This is a genomic window from Nocardia pneumoniae NBRC 100136, assembly GCF_000308755.1.
GTDB lineage: Bacteria > Actinomycetota > Actinomycetes > Mycobacteriales > Mycobacteriaceae > Nocardia > Nocardia pneumoniae.
Map to the genome: position 1 here is coordinate 25,407 of NZ_BAGF01000002.1, position 24,369 is coordinate 49,775.

Consider the following 24,369-nt stretch of genomic DNA (forward strand, 5'->3'; position numbering starts at 1 on the left):
TTCACACACGTCCTGGACGCCGTGCGATTGGCGCTGCAAACCAGACGGCCCGTGCTGTCCGCATAGTCGCCGCATACGTGGAAGTTCGACATCGCCGCCAGCGCAACCAATCGGCCCAACTCCCGTTTTCGAGCGCAGCGAGACCTAGCATTGCCGTTCGCGGCCCGGCCCGCGTCCGAGTGGCCGCCGCGTCCGCGACGAAGTCGCCAGCGGCGGTCGCTCGGACGCGAGACACAAGGGGGCCGCGAACACGCAGCGCCGCAGGCGCTGCAGAAACAAGCACAGCAAAACCCACAGAGTGGAGTTGTCGGGGGGAGGGACCATACTGCATAGCGTGGATTCGGACATCGGTGACCAGGATGGTCGCAAGCGCAACGGCTCGGCCGTGGATCGGCCCGCCGACGTGCCGACCGCCTTCATCGATGCCAGGGCACTGATCGGATGCCGCCATCGCCTGCGTCTGGACGCGGCGCATCCCGACGCACTGACGGGGATCACCGAGGACGCGGGGGTGCGCCAGCGCAGGGATGCCGCCGCCGCACACCGCCGCCGGGTGCGCGACGCCCTCATCGCGGCGGCGCCCGACATGTGGGTGGTCATCGATTCGGAACTGCGCGCCGCCGAGCGCGCCGAAGCGACGATGCGCGCGTGTGCGTCCGGCGCGCAACGCATCTGGGGCGGTCTGCTGCCGCAGGAGCCGGAGACGGGTCGGCGCGGCGGCTCCGAGATCCTGCTGCGGGACGAGGAGCGCGGCGGATACATCCCGATCATCGTGGTGAACCACAAGGTGACCGACCCGCGTCAACCGGAACCGGCGGACTTCCACCCCACCACCACGGACCCGTATCACTGGAATCCGCAACCGGATCCGTACCGGAAACTGCGCCAGCAGCCCCGCGACCAGCAGCGGCTCGCTCACCTGCACCGGATGCTGCAGCGCCACGGATTGGCCAGCCCCGCGGCGGTCGGCGGCGTGATCGGCTTCGACTTCGACCGCGTCCTGGTGCACGACCTCGCCCCGCTGCTTGCCGACTACGACCGCCGCTACGCCGACCGGATCGCGGTGGTGCGCGGCGAGCTGCCGACCGTCCCGTCCAAGGTGCCCGAGTGCAGGCAGTGCCCATGGTGGACCCGGGGCATCGAGGGGCCGAGCTGTGAGGGCTGGCTGATCGAGCGCCGTGACGTCAGCCTGGTGGCGCCGGGTTCCCGCGCCGAGGTGCTGCGCAGGCATGGCGTCGAGACGATCGACGAACTGGCCGCCTGGGTCGGCGCCGACCCCGAGGACTGGCAGCACGGCCCGTTCGACGAGGCAGTGGTGACCGCGCGGGCCTGGATGGCGGGTGCGCCGCTGGTGCGCAGGGTCGAACCGGTGCGGGTGCGGCGGGCCGACGTGGAGGTCGACGTCGACCTGGAAAGCTTCCAGGAGCACGGCGCCTACCTGTGGGGAACCCTGCTGGACGGCGTGTACCGCCCGTTCGTGACCTGGGATCCGCTGCCCACCGAGGACGAGGGCCGCTCCTTCGGCGAGTTCTGGACGTGGCTGATGACCGTGCGCGCCGAAGCGGCCGCGGCCGGGAAAACATTTGCCGCCTATTGCTATTCGCGCACAGCCGAGGACAAGTGGCTGTACGAGTCGGCGCGGCGGTTCGCGGGACGCCCGGGCGTGCCGACCGTGGAGCAGGTGCGCGCGTTCGTGGACGGGCCGCAGTGGGTGGACATGTTCCAGGCCGTCTCGGACCAGTTCATCTGCCCCAATGGCAAGGGGCTGAAGAAGATCGCACCGGTCGCCGGATTCGCCTGGCGCGATCCCGAGGCGAGCGGCGAGGCGTCGATGAGCTGGTACCGGCTCGCGGTGGGCTACGACGGCGCGCCCGACCCGGCCCAGCGCACCCGGCTGCTGGAGTACAACGAGGACGACGTCCGCGCCACCCAGGTGTTGCGCGAGTGGATGACGACCCGCGCCGATCTCGAGGTTCCCGGTCTGGCCGATTTCCGGCACGCGTCGGCACTGCCTCCTTCGGGCCCGTCGATCGGCGGCGGCGGTACCATCGCGACGTGACAGAGCACGTCGAAAAACTCGAGTTCCAGGCAGAGACTCATCAGCTGCTCGAGCTGATGATCCATTCCGTCTACTCCAACAAGGACACCTTCCTGCGGGAGCTGATCTCGAACTCCTCCGACGCGCTGGACAAGCTGCGGCTGGAGTCCTTCCGGGACAAGGATCTGCACGTCGACACGTCGGACCTGCACATCGAGCTGGAGGTCGACAAGGACAACCGGATCCTGACCGTCCGGGACAACGGCATCGGCATGTCGCGCGCCGAGGTGGTCGATCTGATCGGCACCCTCGCCAAGTCCGGTACCGCCGAGCTGCGCAAGCAGCTGCGGGAGGCCAAGTCCGAGGCCGCCGCCGAGGAGCTGATCGGCCAGTTCGGCATCGGCTTCTACTCCACCTTCATGGTCGCCGACAAGGTCACGCTGACCACCCGCCGCGCGGGCGAGAGCACCGGCACCCGCTGGGAAGCGACCGCGGGCAGCTCCACCTACACGATCGAGGAACTGGACGAGGCCCCGCAGGGCACATCCGTCGCACTCCACCTGAAGCCGGTCGACGAGGAGGACCACCTCTTCGACTACACCCTGGAGTGGAAGCTGCGGGAGATCGTCAAGAAGTACTCCGACTTCATCGCCTGGCCGATCCGCATGCAGGTCGAGCGGACGGTCACCGAAGGCGAGGGCGAGGACGCCACGGAGAAGACCGTCCTCGAAGAGCAGACGCTCAACTCCATGAAGGCGTTGTGGACCCGCCCCAAGAGCGAGGTCAGCGACGAGGAGTACAAGGAGTTCTACAAGCATGTCAGCCACGCGTGGGACGATCCGCTGGAGATCGTCCCGCTGAAGGCCGAGGGCGCCTTCGAATACCAGGCGCTGCTGTTCATCCCGTCGCACGCGCCGTTCGACCTGTTCACCCGGGAGCACAAGCGCGGGGTGCAGCTCTACGTCAAGCGGGTGTTCATCATGGACAACTGCGAAGAGCTGATGCCGGAGTACTTGCGCTTCGTCAAGGGTGTGGTGGACGCGCAGGATCTGTCGCTCAACGTCTCCCGCGAGATCCTGCAGCAGGACCGGCAGATCCAGATGATCCGCAAGCGCCTGGTGAAGAAGGTGCTGTCCACGGTGAAGGACCTGCAGGGCGCCGAGGATCAGACCAAGTACCAGACGTTCTGGAAGGAGTTCGGCCGCGTCCTCAAGGAGGGCCTGCTCTCGGACTTCGACAACCGCGAGACGATTCTGCAGGTCTCCTCGTTCGCCTCGACGAACTCCGAGTCCGAGCTGACCACGCTGGCCCAGTACGTGGAGCGGATGCCCGAAGGCCAGGACACGATCTACTACATGACCGGCGAGACCCGCCAGCAGGTCGAGAGTTCCCCGCACCTGGAGGCGTTCCGGGAAAAGGGCCGCGAGGTGCTGATCCTGACCGACCCGGTGGACGAGATGTGGGTCGGCTCGGTGCCGGAATTCGACGGCAAGCCGTTCCAGTCCATCGCCAAGGGCGAGGTCGACCTGGAGACCGAAGAGGAGAAGAAGGCCTCCGAGGCGCTGCGCGAGCAGCAGGACAAGGACTTCGCCGACGTGCTGGCCTGGCTGGGCAAGACGCTGGAGGAGAGCGTCAAGGAGGTCCGTCTGACCAACCGGCTCACCACCTCGCCTGCCTGCCTGGTCGGTGACGTCTTCGACTTCACGCCGATGCTGGAGCGGATGTATCGGGCGTCGGGTCAGGTGCTGCCGGAGACGAAGCGGATTCTGGAGCTCAACCCGACCCATCCGCTGGTCACCGGCCTGCGCGACGCGTACGCGGCGAAGAAGGAGGAGGCCGACGCGGGCACCGCGACCGAGCTGTCCGAAACCGCCGAACTGCTCTTCGGCACGGCGGTGCTGGCCGAGGGCGGCGAGCTGAAGGATCCGGCGCGCTTCGCCCACATCCTCACCGACCGGCTCACCCGCACGCTGTGAACCGTCCGCGACCGGAGGACCGCGCTGTCCTCCGGTCGCGGCAGGAGGTTGTTTCGGGCATTTCGCGGTTACCGAGGCGGCCGGAATGGCATATTCGCAGGACTGGGGAGTTCGTCCCGGTGTGGCGCGGTTAGATGGGATGGCTGAAAGGATCGTCCGAACATGTCCGCAAACCCGCTTGCCGTCGCAGAGCCGTGGGACCTCGTCGCCGACGGATACGCCGAGTTCGCGCCCGCCATTATGCGGCCGTTTTCGGCTCGCGCGCTCGAATTCGCCTCGTTGTCGCCCACATCGCAGGTCGTGGATATTGCGGCGGGCCCGGGCACGCTCAGCCTGCTGGCCGCCGAGCAGGTGGCGGTGGTCGAGGCGATCGATTTCTCCGAGCCGATGATCGCGCGGCTGGCGCAGGACGCCGCTGCCGCCGGGCTGACGAATATCCGCGCCCAGGTGGGTGACGGGCAGAACCTGCCGTTCGAGTCCGATCGGTTCGACGCCGGGTTCTCGATGTTCGGCCTGATGTTCTTCCCCGAGCGGGCCAGGGGATTCGCCGAGTTGTTCCGGGTATTGCGGCCGGGCGGCACGGCGGTGGTGTCGAGTTGGGCGCCGGTCGCCGACTCGCCGCTGATGCGCATGATGTTCGGCGCCTTGGCCGCGGCCGACCCGGACATCCAGGAGCCGCAGCCGAACTTCCTGAGCCTGGAGAACCCCGAGGTCTTCCAATCCGAGATGCGGGACGCGGGCTTCGAAGCCGTGTCGATCCAGCGGCATTCGATCGCGCTCACCTTCGACAGCCCGGCGCACATGTGGGAGACCATGGTGCGCAGCAGCGCGCCGCTGGAACTCATGCGCCACAGCGTCAGCGCGGAGGTGTGGGCCGAGCGAGCCGCGGTCATGCAGGCATATCTCGCCGAGAAGTACCGGCCGAACTGTCCGCTGTCCACCACCGCGTACCTCGGCATCGGGCACAAGCCGCAGGAGTGAACCGGCCGCGCGCGGCATTTCGAGCAGACCGCGCGCAGCCGGGTCGAAGCGGAATTACCGTGGGGCCATGCGCAGCGCGCCGTCCATGCGGATGGTCTCGCCGTTCAGGTAGTCGTGCTCGACGATGTACTGCGACAGCTGCGCGTACTCGTCCGGACGGCCGAGTCGGGACGGGAAGGGCACACCCGCCTCGAGTCCCTTGCGGTACTCCTCGGTGACGCCGGCCAGCATCGGGGTGTCGATGATGCCCGGGGCGATGGTGTTCACCCGGATGCCGAACTGAGCCAGGTCGCGCGCGGCCGGAACGGTCATGCCGTGCACGCCGCCCTTGGACGCCGAGTAGGCGATCTGGCCGATCTGGCCCTCGAACGCGGCCACGGAGGCGGTGTTGATGATGACGCCGCGCTGGCCGTACTCGTCCACGGCCTCGGTCTTGGCGATCGCGTCGGCGGCCAGCCGCATGACATTGAAGGTGCCGAGCAGGTTCACCGTGATGACCGTGCGGAACAGTTCCAGGTCGTGCGGGCCGTTCTTGGACAGGATGCGCCCGGCCCAGCCGACGCCGGCGCAGTTGACCACGATGCGCAGCGGCGCGCCCGACTCGACGACCTGCTCGACGGCCGCGCTGACCTCGTCGTTGCTGGTGACATCGGCCGCGATGAGGGTGACCCCGGCGGGGACGTTGTCGCCGGCGCGCTCGATCGACTGCGGCACATCAAGGCCGAAGACGGTGGCGCCGAGTTCGGCGAAACGCTTGGCGGTGGCGGCGCCTAGGCCCGATGCGCCCCCGGTGACAATGGCGGCGGAACCCGAAATCTCCACGATGGTCCTCTCGTTCGTGACAGCCAGTTGGCCCTTCGTCAATTGCACCCTAACCGGTGCTCGGCGAGGGGACCGCACGGCTCCCTCGGGGTGTTCATCCCCGGCAGAATGGAGCGGCCAAGTCAGCTCGACCGGATACCGGAGTCACCGCATGACCGAATCGGCCATCAGCGCACGCCTCCCGCGCGGCAGGCACGGCCTGCCGCGGGAGCAGGTGATCGCCTCGCAGCGGGAACGGATCCTGATCGCGACCGCGGAGGCCATGGCCGAGAACGGCTATATCGGAACGTCGGTGGCGGCGATCCTGAAGCGGGCCGGGGTGTCCCGGGAGACGTTCTACGAGCAGTTCCGTTCCAAGGAGGATTGTTTCGAGGCGGCCTACGAGCGCGCCGTGCGGCTACTGCTCGATCGGATCGCCGAGGCCACCGAGGCAGCGGAGGTCTCGGCCGAGAGCGGGGACACCGATCCCATGGCGCGGATGGATCGGATTCTGCGCGCCTACCTCCAGCATCTGGTGGACGACCCGGCCAGCGCGCGGCTGTTCCTGGTCGAGGTGTTCGCCGTGGGATCCGCGGCTATCGCGCGCCGTGCCCAACTGCAGGAGCTGTTCGTCGGTTTGATCGCCGACGTGCTCGACGCGCGAACCGAACAGCAGCGCTTCGCCTGTCAAACCCTGGCCGCAGCCGTGGGGTCGATGGTCACCGCTCGGATCGCGGTGGGTGACTCGGACGGTCTGCTCGCGCTGCGGAAACCGCTGCTGGATCTGGTGCGTCGAGGTGGCCGAATGTACGGGGTGGCGCTGGAAGGTTCCGGCGAACCGCCCGTGTGAGCAGCAGCGCCGCACCGGCCAGCGCGGGAGCGAGCACCGCGAATCCGGCCACCGCGCCGCCGCCGAGGGCCGGTGCGGCCGCGCCGAGCAAGGTCGCCGCACCGAAGTAGAGGAACAGCAGGCCCGAGCCGATGCCGATCGCGTGCTCCGGCAGGTGCTTGCCGACCAGGATGCCCGCCGCGATGGCGAGCGCGTCGGCGGCGACCATGCCGACCGTCGAGCCGAGCCAGACGCCCGCCCAGTCGAAGTCCGTGGCCAGCGCCGCGGTCGCGAACATGGTCCGATCGCCCAGTTCGGCGAGCAGGAACGCGGACAGCACCACGAAGAACGGCGCGCTCGGGGTCTTGGGTGTCGTCGGCTCCGGCTCCTCGTCGGCGGGGCCGAAGTGCTCGCGCAGGGTCCACAGGCCGACGGCCAGGAACGTGATCGCCGCGACCAGTGCGATCGCCCGGGTGGGCAGCGCAGCACCGAGGAAGTAGCCGACGCCGACCGAGATCAGATGCACCGCCGCCGTGGCCGTCGCGATGCCGCCGAGCACCACCCACCAGCGATAGCGCAGCGCGAACGTCAGCGCCATCAGCTGGGATTTGTCTCCGAGCTCGGCGAGAAAGACGATGCCGACGCTCAGCAATACGGTGGCGATCATGTGCGGCTGCTCCAAGGTCTCCGGCCTGCCGGTCGGAGATACGGGTGGCACTCCGGCCGACAACGAAATGGTTGTCCAGGCCGAAGGTCTCGCCCACCGGATGAATACCGGTTCACACAACCGGACCCGGGCCCATGAGGGGCGGCGGGTCAGTATGTCGACTGTGCAATTCGGGGCTACTCCCCTTCGCTGCTGCCGACTCTACCGCGCCGGATGCTCCGCGCCAACTCGATGTAATCGAAATCGCAAAGCGCGCAATAAGTTTGGCGATCCACGCGGGGAGTTTCGGTTACCCTCACGCGGCCAGCAGCATAGCCAGAACCGCGGTGTCGGGATCGCTGATCGGGTCCAGGCCGACCCGGCTGACCAGGGAGGTGACCGTGCCGTCGGACTCGGCCTCGGCCCACGCGGCGCGGTGCTCCAGCCCCAGATGCGGCACGCCGGGCAGCAGGACGCAGCCGGATGCCGCGCCCGTGCATTCGGGCAGCGAAGGGAGCGTTTCGGACGGGGGATGCAGCATCAGCAGGGCAGGCGGCACATGCGTGGCAAACCGGCCGGGTTGCACCGCTTCCTCACCGAGCACGGGACCTTCGGCCAGTACCAGGCCGACCGTGCCGGGGGCGGGGTCGTCGGGTAGCTCCTCGCGCACACCGAACACCGTGGACGTCGTCAGTAGCCCGGGAAGCGTGGCCACGCGGACCGCCAGCACGAGCACTTGGGCCCATTCTTTGGTGGTGTCCGGCCAGCGGCCGGAGATGACGAAGCCCCGCAGCGATCCACGCGAGTGGAACGGCGTGATGCCAATGGGTTCGTTCGTGCGCATTTCTGCCTCCCGTCATCGAACCGGGGGCGGCCTTGCCCGTCCTATTTCTGTGGATTCCCGAATATGAACCACGAGTCACCTGGCACACAAGTACCAAAGAGTGCCAATCGGACAGTCCGTCGCCGGATCGGAAGCAATCCGGCTGTGTACCGAGAGGATTCAGCTCTACCTGGCCGGACCTGGATCGGCGGCGTCGTCGGCAAAGCGCCCGCGTCGGTCCGGAAACGGAAAGGTCCGCGACCCCCGGCGCTCGCGGCGCGGGGATTCGCGGACCGAAACCGGTGTGCCGAACGGGCTCAGCCGAAGATGAGGCCCTTGGCCTGAGAGGTCGCCTTGGCGAACCGCTCCTGCACGTCGGCCCAGTTGACGACGTTCCAGAACGCGGTGACGTAGTCCGCCTTGACGTTCTTGTACTGCAGGTAGAAAGCGTGCTCCCACATGTCGACCTGCAGCAGCGGGATGATGCCGAGCGGAACGTTGGCCTGCTGGTCGTAGAGCTGGAAGGTCAGCAGCTTCTGGCCGAGGGTGTCGAAGCCGAGCACCGCCCAGCCGGAGCCCTGCAGACCGTTGGCCGCCGCGGTGAACTGCGCGCGGAACTTGTCGAACGAGCCGAACTGGTCGTCGATCGCCGCGGCCAGCTCGCCGACCGGCTTGTCGCCGCCGTTGGGGGAGAGGTTCTTCCACCAGATGGAGTGGTTGACGTGGCCACCCAGGTGGAAGGCGAGGTTTTTCTCGTTCAGGAAGATGGCGCTGTGATCGCCCGACTCGCGAGCGGCTTCCAGCTTCTCCAGTGCGGCGTTCGCACCGGCGACGTAAGCGGCGTGGTGCTTGGAATGATGAAGCTCGTTGATCTGCCCGGAGATGTGGGGCTCCAGGGCGCTGTAGTCGTAATCCAGATCTGGCAGCGTGTACTCAGCCACGATGTCCCTTCCTATGTCGGGCTGGTGTGCCCGTTGTCCAGAGCACAGCCAACCATCATTCGTACACCCGGTCGATTCCAACTTGGGCCGATGCCCGCGCATTCCGGTGACCCCGCTCACAATCGGAGGGCGCGGATCGTCACATCACGAACATCGGCACCACTGGAAACGCACGCGTAGCATCGAACCATGTCGTGGTACGACGAACTAGTGGGGCGTCTGAGCCTCCCCGAACCCGCCATGGTCACGCCCGAACAGGCTCTGCCCGGCCGGGCCGAACCGCTCGTGGTGCCGGATACCCACTATGTGAACGGTCACCCGATCCACCCGCCGTTTCCCAACGGTATGCAGGTCGCGGTCGTCGCGATGGGCTGTTTCTGGGGCGCGGAGAAGGGATTCTGGGAACTCGACGGGGTTTACACCACCGCGGTCGGTTACGTCGGCGGGTACACGCCGAATCCCACGTACGAAGAGGTGTGCAGCGGACGCACGGGTCACACGGAATCCGTGCTGGTCGTGTTCGATCCCGCGGTGATCGATTACGCGGGCGTCCTCAAGCAGTTCTGGGAGAACCACGATCCCACCCAGGGCATGCGGCAGGGCAACGACCGTGGCACCCAGTATCGTTCGGCCATTTTCACGCTGAACGCCGAGCAGGCCGATCTCGCGCGCGCGACCGCCGAGGCGTACGGAAAGCGGTTGGCCGTGGCCGGATACGGCGAGATCACCACTGAGATCACGCCACTGCCCGGACTGTCGGCCTTCTACTACGCCGAGGGCTATCACCAGCAGTACCTGGCGAAGAACCCGGGCGGGTACTGCCCGGTGCACGCTACCGGCGTGAACTGCCCGGTGGGCCTGGGCGCCTGAACCGACGAACGGACCGCGCATCCGGCCGACCGGACGCGCGGACCGTCTCGGTGCCACGGCTCGTTTTCGGGACAGGCGAATTACAGCGGAGGAGCGATGCCTGGCCGGGTTGCCCGTGGGTCGCCCGCGTCGTGTGCCTGCCACCAGCGGACGCCATTCGCGATGAAATCCGCCAGCGGGATCTGCTTGCCCTGCGCGTCGTGCACGGTGATGCCGTCGAACCACACCCGGACGTCCAGCTCACGTGGATCGAGGCCCTCTTCCTGCGAGAACTCCAGAACGTGCGCGGATTCGCGGTCGCCGATCCTGGTGTCGAAGCTGAGCAGCTCGCTCCAGAGCGCCCAGCCGCTGTCGTCGACGTCGATGAATTCCCAGCCGTGCAGCCGCCCGCCGCCGAAGCTGCGAATGGCCTCGTCCAAGCCGTCCAGTTGCAGCGGCAGCACCCGGGGCTCCACGTCGTCCCAATGCTGTGACCGCAGTGACGCGGCGATCCGGCTCACGCCGGTGAAGGTCAGATAGACCCGATAGTCCTCCGATGCCGTGCCGTGCTCGGGAAGTGTCAGCACCTCGAGGTCGAGTCGTAGCTGACCGGCCGCCTCGTCCACCGCGAGGCCGAGGCACGTGGCCTCGGACAGCGCGACGTTGAGGCCTGCGGTGTCCATTCCGTCGAGTAGCCCCCTGCTCACGTTCATCAGCCCAGGCTACCGACCGTGACGACGGTAACCCGGCATTTCAGCGGCGTTCTCATTTTCATGGAACCGAATGCGCGCCGATCCCGTCCAAGTAGGTATCGGAGCCTCTTCGGCCGCAGGCTCCGAGGTCGGCGACGAATGGCCGCTCCGGGATGGTCAGGAGGGGAGTCCCGGATCGGTCATTCGCATCGCTCAACACGGGGGCTCACCAAGGGCGAACGTCGAGCCGGGCGATTCCGGGGCGCAGGTACGGAAAAGGCTGAATCCGATCGATGGGCTGCTCGATAGACGCACCCTTTCGGTGGTGTGCTCTTCCATAGCCGCGTCTTGTGGATCAGCTTGTGGATTATGTGGATAACTTCGACCGAGTTATGCACAACCAGCATGAAGTGGGGCCGCGGTCGAGATCCGGAGAGGAGAACATACCCCAAGTCTCGGGCCGCTGTCGAGCTCGTCTCCGGGTCCGGAACTGCACGGTATCCCGCCCCCCATGGCAGGATCGGTTCTGTGACGAGCCTCCACGTTCCGTCGGTCACGGTGGCGGAGGTGCCTGCCGAATTCGACAGCAGCGCGCCCGCCTCGGCCGATACGCCGCGCCCGATTCTGCTCGACGTGCGCGAGGACGACGAGTGGCGGCTCGGACACGCGCCGGGTGCGATCCACATCCCGATGGTCGACGTGCCCGCCATGATCGACGAGCTGGAATACGACGTGGACCTCTATGTCGTCTGTCGGCAAGGCGGCCGTTCCTTGCAGGTGGTCGAGTATCTGACGCACATCGGATACGACGCCATCCAGGTCCGCGGCGGCATGGTGGCATGGCAGCAGGCAGGACGGCCGCTGGTCGCCGAGGGCGACCACGAGGCGAAGATCTACTGACGAAGAAACGAGGTGCGCGGTGAGTACAGTGGTGCAACCTTGTGCGCGCTGCGGCGCGCGCTGGGCCGTGCAAGGGGCGCCGATGCACTGGTGCCCACGCTGCCGCGGCGTGCTCCTCTCGCCCGCGCCGATCGACGCGCCCGCCCACCGCCGCAACTACCGCTGGGTGGCTCGCAAACCCGACCACCGGACGCGAAGGGCGCCCTCGCCCGGCAGGCCGCCCGCGGCCACGCCGACGCCCCGCTACACGCAGATACCGCGCTGGGGTCTGATCGACCCGCCGCCGCAGGACGGGACCGCACCCCGCTATCCGCTCGGCAGGCTTACCGCCTCGGTGACCGAGCTGCTCGTCGCGACCGTGGGCGTCTTCGCCCTGGCGGCTTTGGCCGAGCTGGCACGCTACTCGGTTCTGTTGCGTAACCGCACGCGCCTGATCCACCCTGCGGTGCTGTTCGTCTCCGACGCGTTCGTCGTGGTGGCGGGAGTGCTGGCGCTCGTGTTCGCGCTGCTGGCTGCGGTGGCCGTGGTGGGCAGGCTGATCGAGATCAGGCAGGCGGCCTACGCCGAGGCGGGGCGGCGCGACCCGCGTTCGCCACGGCTGCTCGCCTTCGGTTGCCTGGTCCCGGTGCTCAACCTGCTGTGGCCGGGCGTCTTCCTGACCGAGGTGGCCGACCTGCGCGATGACCCGCGATCGCGTCGCGCGATTCGGATCTGGTGGGTGGCCTGGGTGTGCGGCGGCGGCGTCGCGCTGGCGGCGCTGCTGTGGCGGAACGCCGACTCGTTGCAGGCCAAGGCGGACGGAGTGCTGTTCACGGCGTTCACCGACGCGGTCGCCGCCGTGGTCGCGCTGCTGACACTGTGGGTGCTGCGGACGATGGAGGGACGTGACCTGCTCGGGCGCGGTCGGGCCGCGCGCCGCTGGCTGATCGCGGTGGACCCCGCCGTACCGGTGATCGAGCCCGTCCATCCAGGCGGCGCGGCCGACTCGGCGGCCAGGACGACCGGCGCGCCCGCGCAGGAGGACAACGGTGCTCAGGACCGTGAGCAGGAGGAGGTTATGGCCAAGTGAGCCAGGGCAGTCGCGCGCCATTCGTCGTCGCGCATCGAGGCGCCTCGGCGGCGCGACCCGAGCACACGCTCGCCGCCTACGAGCTGGCGCTCCAGGAAGGCGCCGACGGCGTCGAATGCGATGTCCGGCTGACCAGAGATGGGCATCTGGTGTGCGTGCACGACCGCACGGTCGACCGGACCTCATCGGGCAGCGGGCTGGTCAGCGAGATGACGCTGGACGAACTGCGGGCACTCGACTTCGGCGCCGACGGCGCGCCCGCCTCGGTGCTGACCCTCAGCGAACTGATCAGCTTGGTGCTGGATTGGCGCAGCAGGCCGACCAAGCTGTTCATCGAGACCAAGCACCCGGTCCGCTACGGCGCGCTGGTGGAGAACAAGCTGCTGGCCGAGCTCCAGCGATTCGGCATCGCCACCCCCGCATCGGCCGACCACTCCCGTGCGGTGGTGATGTCCTTCGCGGCCACCGCGGTGTGGCGCATTCGCCGCGCCGCGCCGCTGCTGCCCACCGTTCTGCTCGGCGAATCGTCCCGCTATCTGGGCGGATCCGCCGCCACGACGGTCGGCGCCACCGCCGTCGGCCCCTCGGTGAAGACATTGCGCGAGCATCCCGATCTGGTCGACAAGGCGGCCGCCGCGGGCCGCGCCACCTACTGCTGGACCGTCGACGACCCCGGCGACATCCAGCTGTGCGCCGACCTCGGCGTCAGCTGGGTCGCCACCAACCACCCGGGACGCACCAAGTCTTTGCTCAGCGCCGCCTGAACCGAACACGCAGCGCCGCAGGCGCTGCAAAAACCAACACAGCACCCTGTAGGTTGGGCCCTCGTGGGTAAGAGCAAGCGCAACAGTCCTAAGCCCGGTGGGAACCGGGCGCAGCGTCTCGCCGAGCGACGGGCGGCGCTGGAGCAGGCGGCGCAGGCCGTCACTCGTCCGTTCGAGGGCTTGGCCGCGGAGTGCGATCTGGTCGCGCTGCGCGAGTTCGTTCCGTCGGCCACGGCGCGGTTGACGCTGTCGCCCGCGGTCGCCGCCGAACGTCCGGTCGTGCTCGCCACGGTGCTACCCGGCGCGGTGGCCGCGCTGGTGCGCGCCGGTGACGAGCCCAGCGGCTACGTCGGCGCGCAGGTGCAGTTCCAGGGCGCGGACCCGGCCGCCGATCTGGCCGCGGCGATTCTGTGGACGCAGTCCGCCGAGCCGGGTGACTCGCTCAGCTCCGTGGAGAGTGTCGCGGGCGGCCCCCGGCTGGCCGACGTCATCGATCCGGCCGCGCCCCTGGATGTGACCGTGCACCAGGACTTCGACTGGTGGGTGCCGGAGGGTGTCGAACCGGATCCCCAGGTGGCGGCGACGATCGAGCAGGCCAAGCAGGCGATCATGCCGTCCGCGCGGCTGGCGCTGGACGCGGACGCGATCGGCGCGGCGTGGTGGGTGGACGCGGGCGAGAAGGCGCACATCCGCTGGGTGCGGCCGGAGAACGAGGACGATCTGATGCTGGCGCTGGCCCGCGTGCACGCCAAGCGCGGCCTGCATCTGGGCGAGGGTTCCCGATTCGCGGGTTCGTTCCGCACGCACGGCGTGCTGGTCCCGGTGTTCGACCTGGACCGCGAGCGGCACCCCGATGAGTGGGTGAAGCCGGTGGCCGAGTTCGGCGCCAGGTTGTCCGAGGCGCTGGCCACCGACGCGCCGTTGACGGCCGACGAGCGGCGTTCCCGCGACGGACTGCGGTCGCGTCAGGTGACGCTGCGCTGAACTCGAATTGCGCGGAATTCGGTGGACAATCTTCTTTTCCGACGCGGCCTGGGTCGGCCGGAGAGTAATTCGGAAGGTAAGGGAAGTCTCACCAAACCAGTGGCGGGACACTCGGTGAACCGCCGATGCCGCGCGACACAAAGCGTGCGGCAGGCCAGCCCGGCGAAATGGAAACGGGCCCGGCTCGTATGGAAGCTGGGCCCGTTTGTCTTTTCGGTGAATGTTGTCAGATGGAGCCGCCCGCCGCCGAAGGCGCGCCGGAGGTATCGCTCGGGGTGTTGATTTCCCGGGCGACGAATTCCTCCAGGTCGAACAGATTCGACCCGGCGCGGTCGGCGATGTTGAGCAGGGTCGTCATTCTGGCGACCTCCTCGACCTGTTCTTTCAGGAACCACTGCATGAACTGTTCGCCCAGGTAGTCGCCCTCTTCACGGGCAGTGCTGGCCAACTGGACGATCTGCTCGGTGACGGTCTTCTCCTGGGCGAGCGCCAGCGCGATCGGTTCACGGGCATTCTCGAACCGGGATTTCGCGGCGTCGACGCCGGAGAGTTCGATGCTGATGTCCCGGTCCAGGAAGTACTGCACGATCATCATCGCGTGATTGCGTTCTTCGACCGCCTGCGCATAGAACCGCTTGGCCAGCTGCGGCAGGTCGGCATTGTCGAACCACACCGCAATCGCGATGTACTGATGCTCGGCATTGAATTCATGCCGGATCTGGTCGTGCAACAGGTGGTGGAATTTGCTGCGTGGGGATTCCGGATGGCTTGACATAGCAGTGACATTAGCGCTGGTCACGGCGCATGTCATCCAAGTACAACCTTATTGAGGCTAGTGTTGCCTAATTAATTCTTCGCCGCACCCGCTATTTTCGGCGCCGCCATATCCGCGCGCGGCCGCGTCCGCAGCTCGCGGGCGACGAACTCTTCGACGTCGAACAGCTGGCCATCGGCGCGGTCCAGCACTGCCAGCAGCGTGGTCATCCCCGCGACGTTGCGAACCTGTTCCTCGAGGAACCATTGGACGAATCGTTCACCCAGGTAGTCGCCGGACGTGCGGGCGGCTCGGGCCAAGTCGCTGATTTGCGTGCTGCGGGTCTGCTCGGAATCCAGCAGCAGAGCTATCGCGGCGCGTGGGCTGTCGAAAGTCGAATGGATCTCCTCCAACCCGCCGATCCGCACCTCGCTATCGCGGTCGAGCAGGTACTGCACCATGCGCAGTGCGTTCGCGTACTGCTCGCGCGACCGGGCGTAGGCGTGTCCGGCCAGTTGCGGTAACCGGTTCGAGTCGAAGTACACGGCGGCGGCGAGATACTGCTGGGCGGCGGTGAACCCGTGACGGATCTGCGCGCGCAGCAAGTCGGGAAAGGACTGAGCCACATCGGTATCCGGCATGGCACCGACGCTACCGTGTCAGCAGGTCCTCCGGGACGGGTTGGTCGCCGGCCAGCGCGTCGAAGAACCGGCTCGCCTTGCTCTTGTCCCAGAGCACGACGTTGCCGCTGTCGGTGTCGTCGAACCCGCCGATCGGGACCGTCGTCGCGACCGTGTCGCCTTTCAGCGCCCAGGCCAGCCGGCCCAGGTGCCAAATGTGGTCGCCGTTGTCGACCTTCAGCGACTTCGCGGTGTCCGACGCCAGCGGCCAGAGCTTGAACGGATTGGCCAGCGTGGCGCCGCTGGTCGCCTTCTCCAGCAGGGCCGCCATGAAGATCCGCTGATTGTTCATCCGGTCCAGGTCGGCGAGCGCCGTGGCGCGGCTGCGCACGAAGCCCAGCGCCTGCGGCCCGTTCAGGCGCTGGCAGCCCGCGGGCAGATCGATGCCCGCGAGCGGGTCGTCGATCGGTTTCGGCACGCAGACGTCGATGCCGCCGAGCGTGTCGACCACGCTGGCGAAGCCGCCGAAGCCGATCTGCGCGTAATGGTCGATGCGCACGCCGGTGGCGATCTCCACCGTCTGCGCCAGCAGGGCCGGGCCGCCGAGGGCGAACGCGGCGTTGAGTTTGTCCTTGCCGTGGCCGGGGATGCCGACGTAGGAGTCGCGCGGCAGGCTCACCAAGGTGGTCTTGCCCGACTCGGGGACGTGCACCAGCATGATCGTGTCGGTGCGCTCCGGGCCCACCTCGCCGCCGGTGGCCAGTTCCTGCTCCTGCTCGGGCGTCAGCCCGGCACGTCCGTCGGAGCCGACCAGCAGCCAGTTCGTGCCCGGTGTGTTGCCGACCCGCTGGGCGTAGTTCGCCAGCGCGGGGATGCGGTTGAGCGAGTTGTCCAGCTTGATGACGGCGCCCACCGCGGCGAGAACCAGGATCAGCAGGATCACCAGGAACCAGCGGAAGGGGTGGCGCTTGCGGCGCGGTCGCGGCGCTCGGGCGGGGCGCGCGCCGCGCGGGGGTACCGGCGGCGGGCCTTCCCGATGTGGTCGCGGTTTCTGCGTCGGCGCGTGGGGCGGCCCGTCGTCGAACGGGACCGGGCGCTGCGTGGGCGCGTGCGGGGGACCCTCGCGATAGGGGACCGGGCGCTGGGTGGGGGCGTGTGTGCGTGCCTGCGGCGGCCTATGCGGTGGCACGCGCGGGCCCTGTTCCGGCGGAACCTGCGAATACGCCAGCGGCGGTGCGTGGGGTGGCCCGTCGCGGCGCATCACCTGGGTGGGTTCGATCGGCGGCGGGGCGCCGGGCCCCGGGGCGGGCATGCGCCGCCGCATCGGGGGTTCACCGGGACCGGGCCTGCCTGGCGGCGGCATCCGGCGCGCTCGCGCGTTGCGCTGGGGGTCGTCGCCGTTCATCACTGAGACTCTACTTATCGGGCGGTCATCGGGTGCCGCATGTGTACGCGGGGGTGCTGTTTGGTAATTCGCCGATGCGACCGGGCCGTTAGCGAGCCGGAGGGCACAGTTCAGTTACGGCAGCCACGAAACATGGCCGCGCAGAACGGTATAGCCGATGTAGGCGACCGCGTCGATGGTCGCGTGCGCGAGGATGAGCGGCCACAGCCGGTTCGTGCGCTGCCAGTAGTGACCGAAGATGACGCCCATCACGATGTTTCCGAGTCCACCGCCCAGCCCCTGGTACAGGTGGTAGCTGCCGCGCAGCAGCGCCGAGGCCAGCAGCGCAGAGCGCGCCGACCAGCCGAGCTGGTGCAACCGGGTGAGCAGGAACGCCACCACGATCACCTCCTCGGCCATGGCGTTCGCGCAGGCCGACAGGATCAGCGCGGGCAGCCGCCACCAGTAGTCGCCGAGCGAGGCGGGCACGATCGTCACGCTGACGCCCAACGCGTGCGCGAGGAGATACAACCCCAGGCCCGGCACTCCGATGAGCGCGGCGAGCGCCATACCGGGCAGCACGTCCGAACGCCACCGGATCCGGTTCGCCAGTCCGATCAGTCGCGGCCCGAGCCCGCCGCGCCACAGCAGATACAGTCCCAGCGCCGCCCATCCAACCAGCCGCAGCACGCTGAGCAGCTGAAACAGCAGATCGATGGTGGACTGGGTGGATCGCGACGGGTTCAGCGCGATGGTCCGTCCGCCGACCCCGCCCGGTGCGAGCGCGCTCTCCACCAGTGAGAGCGCCGCGTTCAACCCGCTGAGGCCGAAGGTGACGAGCAGCACGACCGCGATCTCGAGCTGGAGCGCGAGCCGTTCCCGATCGGTCGGCTCGACCTCGTCCCACTCGGCACCGGACTCCGCACGCATAGGTCGAATCTATTGCGCTGGTCCGGTGCGGCGCGCGGCACGTCGGTGTCGGAACCCGCGACTTCGTGCGGTGGGCGATGTCGGACCAGCGGGTCGAGTCCGAGCGCCGACTGGCGGGCGGCTTCCCGGTGAACGGCGCGCCCATTCGTGGCATGGTCCAACACCGCTGTTCCCGACCAGCTCTCGTGGTGGACCCAGTACTGCGCGGGCTCACAGCCGCTGGATGGACGCGACGACCATCGTCGCCAGCGGCATGGCCGAACTCGGCATCGGCATGCGGCGTGTCGAGCGAACCACGGCCGTGTCGGCTGCGGTGGACTTCGGGATCCGCGGATCAGATGCGGCGCAAGCCGTTGAGGAACGGGCAGCCCGCCAGGGTGCGCACGGCGCGGCTGAGTGCCTCGACGTCGTCGGCGGGGGCGCTGAACGGGAGGCGGAAGTCGTGGTCGCCGTCGAGTCCTTCGACGCGCAGGGTGAGTCCGTAGCGGTCGATGGCCAGCGGGTGCACGATGCCGTGTTGCAGGCGCGGCGGCAGGTGCCTGGCCAGCTGCGCGACGACGTCGGCGTGGTCGGCCTGCAGGTGTTGCAGCCACGCGGATTCCATGGCGCAGAACGGGTCGGGCTGCGCCAGCCGCAGCTCGTCGCTGCTCACCGATTCGGCGCCGGTCGAGTCGGCGACCACGGCGGAGCTGATCACCAGCCGCAGCAGGGTCGCGCCGAAGCCGACGTCGAGCAGTCCTGGATGCGGGTTCTCCTTCGCCACCTCGGTGGCCAGGGCGCGCTGCGCTTGCGTGGGCACCGCCCGCACCCAGCCGCGCAGCCAGACCAGCGCGCGTACCGGCTCGCGCAGCGGCAGGGGCGCGTGGTCGGTGAGTTCCAGCACCGCGGGCGCCCCGTTCTCACCGGAGTTGCCCGCCAGGATCGCCGCGACCGATGCGGTCGGCACCGCGATCACCGCGTCGCCGCACGCTCGCACGTGATGCACGGACGCGGCGGTCGGATCGATGCCCGGCATGGCGAGTACCGCCTGCTCCGCATGCACACACGCGCTGCGCACCCGCTCGGCAATGGACGGGGCGGCGGTCGGGGTCGGGCGCGGCATGCAAACCTCCGGTGCTCGATCGCGCTTCATTAGGTTACCCTAAGCTAAGTGACATGAATTTGTTCCGCAAGTGTTTCGATCCGACTGAGCGGAGCTGACTTCGCGACTTACAGATACGTGGCGCAGCGGAGGGAGGGACGGCTATCACGGGCAGCGGATTCATGGCGGGCCTATCGCCCGGTGCGGGTGCGGTGGCCGTCGCCGCCGGATAACGCGATGCAGGTTGTTAGCGTGAGGGCGTGTCGGAAAGGACGGAAGCCGGAGATCCGGTGCTGATGACGCTGTCGACGCCTCCGCGGCGCAGCCTGGTCGACGGGTTGGTCCGCAACCTCGGCGCAAGCGCCGCGGCGCCGATCCTCGAACTGGATGCGCCGGACGCCGACATCGCCGACTTCCTCGCGGTCGCGGCACACTCCGATAGCGGCTTCGTCGCACGAACCTCCTCCGGTCGGCGTGCGGTCGCCATCGTCGCGGCCACGGCCGCCGCCCTCTGCGGCGACGACATCCGCACCGCCCTGAGCACGCCCGATATCGCGTTCCTGAGTTCGCTGAAAGCAGCGGCGGTCGAGGCCGTCCGATCAGTGCTCCTCGCCATCGAAACCGACGACGCCAACCATGTCATCGAGGCATTGCGGGTGCTCAGCCCCCGCTGAGCCGACGGAAGGCGAACGCGGAACACACCCCGTGCGCCGGTCCAGCCCTCGCAATCCATGGGGAGCCGGGCGGGCTCGCCAGTAATCTCGTAACCGTGCCGCGAATCGCGTACTTCGGGCCCTCCGGAACCTTCACCGAGATGGCCCTCGCTCAACTCGAATCCTCGGGAGCCTTCGACGGGCCCGTGGAGCGGGTCGCCGCGCCCAGCCAAGGGGCCGCACTCGACCTGGTCCGCTCCCGCGACGTGGACGGCGCCGTTGTCCCGATCGAGAGCTCCGTCGAGGGGTCGATCTCGGCGACGCTCGACTCCCTGGCAATCGGCCCGCGTCTGCAGATCATCGCCGAGACCGAGCTCGAGGTGAGCTTTACGATCCTCGGCAAGCCCGGGACGACGCTGGCGGACGTGCGGACCCTGGCCGCGTACCCGGTGGCCGCCGCCCAGGTACGGCTGTGGATCGCCCGGCACCTGCCGCACGCGCGGTCCTACACCTCGGCGTCCAATGCCGCCGCGGCTGAAGACGTGGTGGCGGGCCATGCGGATGCCGCCGTGTCGACCGCGCTGGCAGGGGAGCGGCTCGGGCTGATTGCGCTGGCCTCCGGCGTCGCCGACCACGAGCAAGCGATCACGCGCTTCGTGCTGTGCACCCGGCCCACGGTGGCGCCGCCCGCCACCGGCGCGGACCGCACGTCCATCGTGCTGGAGCTGCCGAACGTGCCGGGATCGCTGATGCGCGCGTTCGCCGAATTCGCCACCCGGGGAATCGATCTGACCAGGATCGAATCACGACCCACCCGAACCGGCATGGGCACGTACCGTTTCTATCTCGACTGCGTCGGGCACATCGACGACACGGCGGTGGCCGAGGCGCTCAAGGCGCTGCACCGCACGGCGCGGATCCGTTTCCTCGGGTCATGGCCTGCGACCTCGGCAACCGGCACACCGCCGCCGTCGGACGAAGCGGCGGCGGAGTGGTTGATTCAGTTGAGAAAGGGGATGGCGGACCTATGACCGGTAGGTTGATTCTGGTCCGGCACGGTGAGACCGAAGGAAACGTCGCCAAGCTGCTCGATACCAAGGTGCCGGGGCTGCCGCTGACCGAACGCGGTGCGGCACAGGCGAAGACGTTCGGCGAGGGCCTGCTCCGGCCGCCGAAGGTGCTGTTCTCCTCGGCGGCGCTTCGCGCCAGGCAGACCGCGAGCTACATCGAGGCGGCCACCGGCGTGGCTGCCATGGTGCTCGACGGCCTGCACGAGGTACAGGCCGGTGACCTGGAAGGGCAGCACAGCGAAGAAGCCCATCGGACCTTCCAGCGGATCTATCGCGCCTGGCACGAAGGCGATCTCGGGCTGCAGGTGCCGGGGGGAGAATCCGCGCAGGACGTGCTGGACCGCTTTCTCCCCGCGATCGCGCGGTTGCGAGCTACCTACCTGACGCCCGACGACGGTGCGGGTGATGTGATGGTGGTCAGTCACGGCGCCGCCATGCGGCTCGTCGGTCGCACACTCGCCGGTGTGCAACCGCCGTTCACGACGAACAACCACCTGGACAACACCGAAACCATCGAGCTGGTCCCGATGTCCGACGGCGGATGGGAGTGCATTCGCTGGGGCCGGTTCACGCCGCCGTTCGGATACGACGTCGCGCCGACCTCCGACGACCCGATGGGTTAGGTGCGTGCCTCCGCCTTCGCTCCGGCCATGCGCGGGCTGAAGACGGACTACGTCCGGCAGCGCCCATTGGCGACGGCGGATGGCGAGCTCAGGACAATGTCGGATTCCGCGGGAAATCTTCGCGTTCCGGCAGCGAGTTGATCAGATCCTGTACCGCTGTGCGCAATCGCGCCATGGTTCCGCTGCTGAGGGAACTCCACTTGACCCCGTCGTCGGACTTGCTCGCGGTCGCGATGAATCGCCCTGCGCGCGTGTTGAATACGGCGATGTGGTTGTCGGCCACGTCCCTGGTGCCATCGCCGTACACGACACCGACGACCTCGGCATACGAGTGGATCTCGACCAAGGCCGCGGCCAGAGTCTTCGCGTCATTGGTGGGGTTACCCGCCTTCGCCAGGCGTGCCGCGGTGGCCGCGGCGTCACCGATGTCGCCGAAGATGGTGGCGAGTTCTTCGGTCGGAACGTTCATGCCGTAGAGCTCCAGCGGTTCGGCGTAGCCCAGCGCCGCGAGCACTGTGCCGGGCAGATCGGTCCCGGTCTCGTCGATGACGTAGGAGTCCTGCCCGCGAAGGGCGACGACCGGAATGTCGACGCCCTTCGCCAGACAGAAACGACTGACCCACCCATCGACGATCAACCGCAGTGCGATGATCCAGTGCGGACGGTTCAGCGCGCGCAGCCGATTCTCCAGCTCGCTGTGTACGACGTCATCGAAGAGAAGCTCCCGCTGGATGAGCGACTCGGCGGCCGCGCCCATCGCCGTCCTGTGGTCGGCCACGTTGTCGTAGCGTGCCCTCGCGTTCAACACGACGGGAACCTCGATCTGCAGTTTCTCGATGAGAAACTGCATTTCGTCGAGCGACAGGACGACCGCCTCGAGCGTCGATGGGTCGCGGCCTGCTCCGAGTACGGTCACCTAACCGTCCCGCTGATGTCACCGCCGCCGATGACTCCGTCGGCGGCGAACCGGCCGTCGTTGAAGTGCTCGGTCGACCGCAGGTAGTCCCGGCCGTTGTGCTCGGCCTCGTCGTCCTCGTCGCTGCGCGCCTGGTTCCCCAGCAGCGGGTTGCCATTGCCCGTGTTCGACTGCCGGACCGGCGCCGCGTCGATCCGGTTGGCCGCGACGTTCTCCTGGGTCGGTGCGGAGCCACCGATCGTGCCGCTCGTGCCCCAGCCTTCCGGGAGCTTGAGGGAGCCGTTCACACCTGCCGCGGAGCCGATGCCGGTGAACGACACCGCGCGCGTCGTGGCAGCGCCACTGGCGGCGGCCGCGCCGGCGCCCATGGCCATCGGAGCAATGCCCGACATGGCAGGAGCGCTGGTGGTCGCCGCTGCGATCGCGCTACCCGCGACATTTCCCACTGTCGAAACGCCGGTGGTGGCGATCGAGCCGACGGCCTGGGCCGCCTGCGTGGCGGCGCTTGCCACACCGGGGTTGCTCAAGAACGCCTGTGTGGCGGCCATAGCGGCCTGGATCGGATCGGCGGGGACCTCGGAGGCGGTGTTGGCCGCCTGTTCGGGGGTCGCGGTTCCGGCGCCGGCGGCGATCGGCGGCGGCATCAGGAACTCGGCGGGCGTCGCGAGCATGGCGCTCGTCGCGGCCTCGTAGGTCTCCATGACCAGCGCGGCGCGAATGTCCATCGCGTTCCTGGCGATCTCCGCGGCCTCGAAGGCGCCGGACACCACACCCGGTGGGTTCGCCGACGCCATCAAGGCGGCGTTGACGGCCGCGATCTCCGGCGGGCTCGGCATCGCCAACGCGGCGACGGTGTAGGCGGTGGCGTTCGCCGCGGCCTTCGCGCCCATAGCGGCCGCCTGCACGCCCTGCTGTTCGGACCAGCCGAGGAAGCCGGTGAGCTTGCTCAACGCGGCGATACCGTTGACGCCCTGCATGCCGACGCCGAGTTCGGCCATCACCCTGGCGACGGTGGTCGTCGCGTCGACCCATGCGGCGGTGAGCCCGCCCCAGGCGGTGGCGGCGGCCGAGATCGGAATCGCGTGTGCGCCCGCGTGTAGGGTGGCCGAATTGATCTCGGACGGCCGCGCCGCCCAGATGACGCCGGTGACTCCTGCAACCATGTTTGACTACTCCCCTGAATGAATGTTGCTGACGGTCTCGGTGGCGTACCTACACCTGCATGGCGCTGATGCCCGCGGCACGCACCACGTCACCCGCGACGTGCTGGGCCAGCTGCATGCGCAGCGTTGCCGCGGCATGGTGGCATTCCAGAATCGCCTGCGCGATCGCGCGGTCATGGGACATCGCCCCCTGGTTGAAGTGGCTGGCGCTGACGAACGAGACTTCCTCTGCGCCGGAAGGCAATACGTGCGTCGCGGGCGCGGTGATCGCCGCGGCGGCGGCCAGCCGTTCGGCGACGAGGTCGAGCTCGGCCGCGGCGGCGAGAATGGCTTCGGGTGCGATCAGTACATGTCCAACCATGACTCGACTCCTTCTAGTGGCTGTGGGGCGGAACCACGAGAATTCCCCCTTCGAGTGATAGGACGCGACAGCAACGCGATCGGTTCCATCGAATCCCCAACTTTTCGATTTCCCTGCCGATTACACACCCATGGCCGTGGGTACGCAATACGGCTCAGTGGAGACTAGCCCCATCCCAGCTGATGCAGACGATCATCATCAATGCCGAAATAGTGTGCGATCTCGTGGATTACGGTGATCGCCACCTCCTCCACCACCTCGGCCTCATCGGCGCACACCTCGAGAATGGCCTCGCGGTAGATCGTCACGGTGTCGGGAAGCGCTCCGCCGTAATGACTGTCGCGTTCGGTGAGCGCGATGCCGTGATACAGCCCCAGCAGGTGCGGATCCTCCGGATTGCGCGGCTCGATCAGCACGACCACGTTGTCGATCGCGCGGGTCAGCTCGGGCGGGATGAGATCAAGTGCGTCGCCGACCAATTCCTCGAACCGGTCGTCGGACATCGAGACGGGCATCTGCGA

At 68.2% G+C, this 24,369-nt stretch carries 25 protein-coding genes and 1 pseudogene; 12 read left to right on the top strand and 14 right to left on the bottom strand.

The window, feature by feature from the left end; all coding sequences use genetic code 11:
- Positions 1-385 precede the first annotated feature (385 nt).
- The 3 genes from ON34_RS00130 to ON34_RS00140 all read left to right on the top strand — a co-directional run bounded on the left by ON34_RS00130 (position 386) and on the right by ON34_RS00140 (position 4,995).
- A complete protein-coding gene (locus ON34_RS00130; protein WP_040772881.1) occupies positions 386-2,059 on the top strand; it encodes a TM0106 family RecB-like putative nuclease in 1,674 nt (557 codons plus the stop codon).
- Positions 2,056-4,014, top strand: coding sequence for a molecular chaperone HtpG (htpG, locus tag ON34_RS00135; protein ID WP_040772600.1), 1,959 nt, complete (start codon positions 2,056-2,058; stop codon positions 4,012-4,014). Before ON34_RS00130 ends, htpG begins: the two co-directional genes overlap by 4 nt.
- A 162-nt stretch (positions 4,015-4,176) precedes the next feature.
- Positions 4,177-4,995, top strand: a complete 819-nt coding sequence (locus tag ON34_RS00140; protein WP_040772602.1) for a class I SAM-dependent methyltransferase — start codon at positions 4,177-4,179, stop codon at positions 4,993-4,995.
- A 54-nt stretch (positions 4,996-5,049) separates the two neighbouring features.
- Here the strand turns inward: ON34_RS00140 and ON34_RS00145 are convergent, their stop codons facing one another.
- Entirely contained in the window at positions 5,050-5,817 is a 768-nt protein-coding gene (locus ON34_RS00145) for an SDR family NAD(P)-dependent oxidoreductase (protein WP_040772883.1), read from the bottom strand.
- A 151-nt stretch (positions 5,818-5,968) separates the two neighbouring features.
- Between ON34_RS00145 and ON34_RS37985 the strand changes: the two are divergent.
- Positions 5,969-6,184 (top strand): annotated as a pseudogene (locus ON34_RS37985) (TetR/AcrR family transcriptional regulator); the annotation flags it as partial.
- A 331-nt stretch (positions 6,185-6,515) separates the two neighbouring features.
- Here ON34_RS37985 and ON34_RS00155 read toward each other — a convergent pair.
- The 3 genes from ON34_RS00155 to ON34_RS00165 all read right to left on the bottom strand — a co-directional run bounded on the left by ON34_RS00155 (position 6,516) and on the right by ON34_RS00165 (position 9,035).
- A complete protein-coding gene (locus tag ON34_RS00155; protein WP_083889052.1) occupies positions 6,516-7,292 on the bottom strand; it encodes a TMEM165/GDT1 family protein in 777 nt (258 codons plus the stop codon).
- A 295-nt stretch (positions 7,293-7,587) separates the two neighbouring features.
- Entirely contained in the window at positions 7,588-8,115 is a 528-nt protein-coding gene (locus ON34_RS00160) for a hypothetical protein (RefSeq protein WP_040772606.1), read from the bottom strand.
- 296 nt (positions 8,116-8,411) lie between these two features.
- Entirely contained in the window at positions 8,412-9,035 is a 624-nt protein-coding gene (locus ON34_RS00165) for a superoxide dismutase (protein WP_040772607.1), read from the bottom strand.
- A 189-nt stretch (positions 9,036-9,224) separates the two neighbouring features.
- Between ON34_RS00165 and msrA the strand changes: the two genes are divergently transcribed.
- The gene (gene msrA / locus ON34_RS00170) at positions 9,225-9,905 is read left to right on the top strand and encodes a peptide-methionine (S)-S-oxide reductase MsrA (RefSeq protein ID WP_040772613.1); all 681 of its coding nucleotides are present in this window, start codon (positions 9,225-9,227) and stop codon (positions 9,903-9,905) included.
- A gap of 80 nt (positions 9,906-9,985) precedes the next feature.
- On the opposite strand, the gene ON34_RS00175 is transcribed toward msrA, so the two are convergent.
- Complete coding sequence (locus tag ON34_RS00175) at positions 9,986-10,597, bottom strand: hypothetical protein (RefSeq protein WP_040772614.1); 612 nt, start codon at positions 10,595-10,597, stop codon at positions 9,986-9,988.
- A 507-nt stretch (positions 10,598-11,104) separates the two neighbouring features.
- On the opposite strand from ON34_RS00175, the gene ON34_RS00180 reads away from it, so the two are divergent.
- The 4 genes from ON34_RS00180 to ON34_RS00195 all read left to right on the top strand — a co-directional run bounded on the left by ON34_RS00180 (position 11,105) and on the right by ON34_RS00195 (position 14,293).
- A complete protein-coding gene (locus tag ON34_RS00180) occupies positions 11,105-11,476 on the top strand; it encodes a rhodanese-like domain-containing protein (RefSeq protein ID WP_040772616.1) in 372 nt (123 codons plus the stop codon).
- Positions 11,477-11,585: 109 nt separating this feature from the next.
- Positions 11,586-12,545, top strand: coding sequence for a DUF4328 domain-containing protein (locus ON34_RS00185; protein WP_063821619.1), 960 nt, complete (start codon positions 11,586-11,588; stop codon positions 12,543-12,545).
- Complete coding sequence (locus ON34_RS00190) at positions 12,542-13,309, top strand: glycerophosphodiester phosphodiesterase (protein WP_040772620.1); 768 nt, start codon at positions 12,542-12,544, stop codon at positions 13,307-13,309. Before ON34_RS00185 ends, ON34_RS00190 begins: the two co-directional genes overlap by 4 nt.
- Positions 13,310-13,372: 63 nt before the next feature.
- Positions 13,373-14,293 carry a DUF5926 family protein gene (locus tag ON34_RS00195; RefSeq protein ID WP_040772622.1) on the top strand — a complete coding sequence of 307 codons (921 nt, stop codon included), beginning with the start codon at positions 13,373-13,375 and terminating at the stop codon, positions 14,291-14,293.
- 226 nt (positions 14,294-14,519) lie between these two features.
- Here ON34_RS00195 and ON34_RS00200 read toward each other — a convergent pair whose 3' ends face one another.
- The 5 genes from ON34_RS00200 to ON34_RS00220 form a co-directional block, all read right to left on the bottom strand.
- The gene (locus tag ON34_RS00200) at positions 14,520-15,068 is read right to left on the bottom strand and encodes a ferritin (RefSeq protein WP_040772624.1); all 549 of its coding nucleotides are present in this window, start codon (positions 15,066-15,068) and stop codon (positions 14,520-14,522) included.
- A gap of 71 nt (positions 15,069-15,139) precedes the next feature.
- Complete coding sequence (locus ON34_RS00205; RefSeq protein WP_040772626.1) at positions 15,140-15,688, bottom strand: ferritin; 549 nt, start codon at positions 15,686-15,688, stop codon at positions 15,140-15,142.
- 10 nt (positions 15,689-15,698) lie between these two features.
- On the bottom strand, positions 15,699-16,991 hold the full coding sequence (locus ON34_RS00210; protein WP_373291839.1) for an LCP family protein: 1,293 nt from the start codon (positions 16,989-16,991) through the stop codon (positions 15,699-15,701).
- A gap of 195 nt (positions 16,992-17,186) precedes the next feature.
- Entirely contained in the window at positions 17,187-17,981 is a 795-nt protein-coding gene (locus ON34_RS00215; RefSeq protein ID WP_040772628.1) for a CPBP family intramembrane glutamic endopeptidase, read from the bottom strand.
- A 334-nt stretch (positions 17,982-18,315) separates the two neighbouring features.
- On the bottom strand, positions 18,316-19,083 hold the full coding sequence (locus ON34_RS00220) for a DUF2470 domain-containing protein (protein ID WP_040772630.1): 768 nt from the start codon (positions 19,081-19,083) through the stop codon (positions 18,316-18,318).
- A gap of 239 nt (positions 19,084-19,322) precedes the next feature.
- Here ON34_RS00220 and ON34_RS00225 point away from each other — a divergent pair, with 239 nt between their 5' ends.
- From ON34_RS00225 to ON34_RS00235, 3 genes are all read left to right on the top strand, one after another.
- The gene (locus tag ON34_RS00225) at positions 19,323-19,736 is read left to right on the top strand and encodes a hypothetical protein (protein WP_040772632.1); all 414 of its coding nucleotides are present in this window, start codon (positions 19,323-19,325) and stop codon (positions 19,734-19,736) included.
- A 95-nt stretch (positions 19,737-19,831) separates the two neighbouring features.
- Positions 19,832-20,746, top strand: a complete 915-nt coding sequence (gene pheA, locus ON34_RS00230) for a prephenate dehydratase (RefSeq protein ID WP_040772634.1) — start codon at positions 19,832-19,834, stop codon at positions 20,744-20,746.
- Positions 20,743-21,408, top strand: coding sequence for a histidine phosphatase family protein (locus tag ON34_RS00235; protein ID WP_040772636.1), 666 nt, complete (start codon positions 20,743-20,745; stop codon positions 21,406-21,408). The genes pheA and ON34_RS00235 overlap by 4 nt, the downstream gene beginning before the upstream one ends.
- An 88-nt stretch (positions 21,409-21,496) precedes the next feature.
- Here the strand turns inward: ON34_RS00235 and ON34_RS00240 are convergent, their stop codons facing one another.
- From ON34_RS00240 to ON34_RS00255, 4 genes are all read right to left on the bottom strand, one after another.
- Positions 21,497-22,324 (bottom strand): ESX secretion-associated protein EspG, encoded by an 828-nt coding sequence (locus tag ON34_RS00240; RefSeq protein ID WP_040772637.1) that lies wholly within the window; start codon positions 22,322-22,324, stop codon positions 21,497-21,499.
- Positions 22,321-23,487, bottom strand: a complete 1,167-nt coding sequence (locus ON34_RS00245; RefSeq protein WP_040772638.1) for a PPE domain-containing protein — start codon at positions 23,485-23,487, stop codon at positions 22,321-22,323. The genes ON34_RS00240 and ON34_RS00245 overlap by 4 nt, the downstream gene beginning before the upstream one ends.
- Positions 23,488-23,536: 49 nt before the next feature.
- On the bottom strand, positions 23,537-23,848 hold the full coding sequence (locus ON34_RS00250; RefSeq protein WP_040772639.1) for a PE domain-containing protein: 312 nt from the start codon (positions 23,846-23,848) through the stop codon (positions 23,537-23,539).
- Positions 23,849-24,012: 164 nt separating this feature from the next.
- On the bottom strand, positions 24,013-24,363 hold the full coding sequence (locus tag ON34_RS00255) for a metallopeptidase family protein (RefSeq protein ID WP_040772641.1): 351 nt from the start codon (positions 24,361-24,363) through the stop codon (positions 24,013-24,015).
- Positions 24,364-24,369 lie beyond the last annotated feature (6 nt).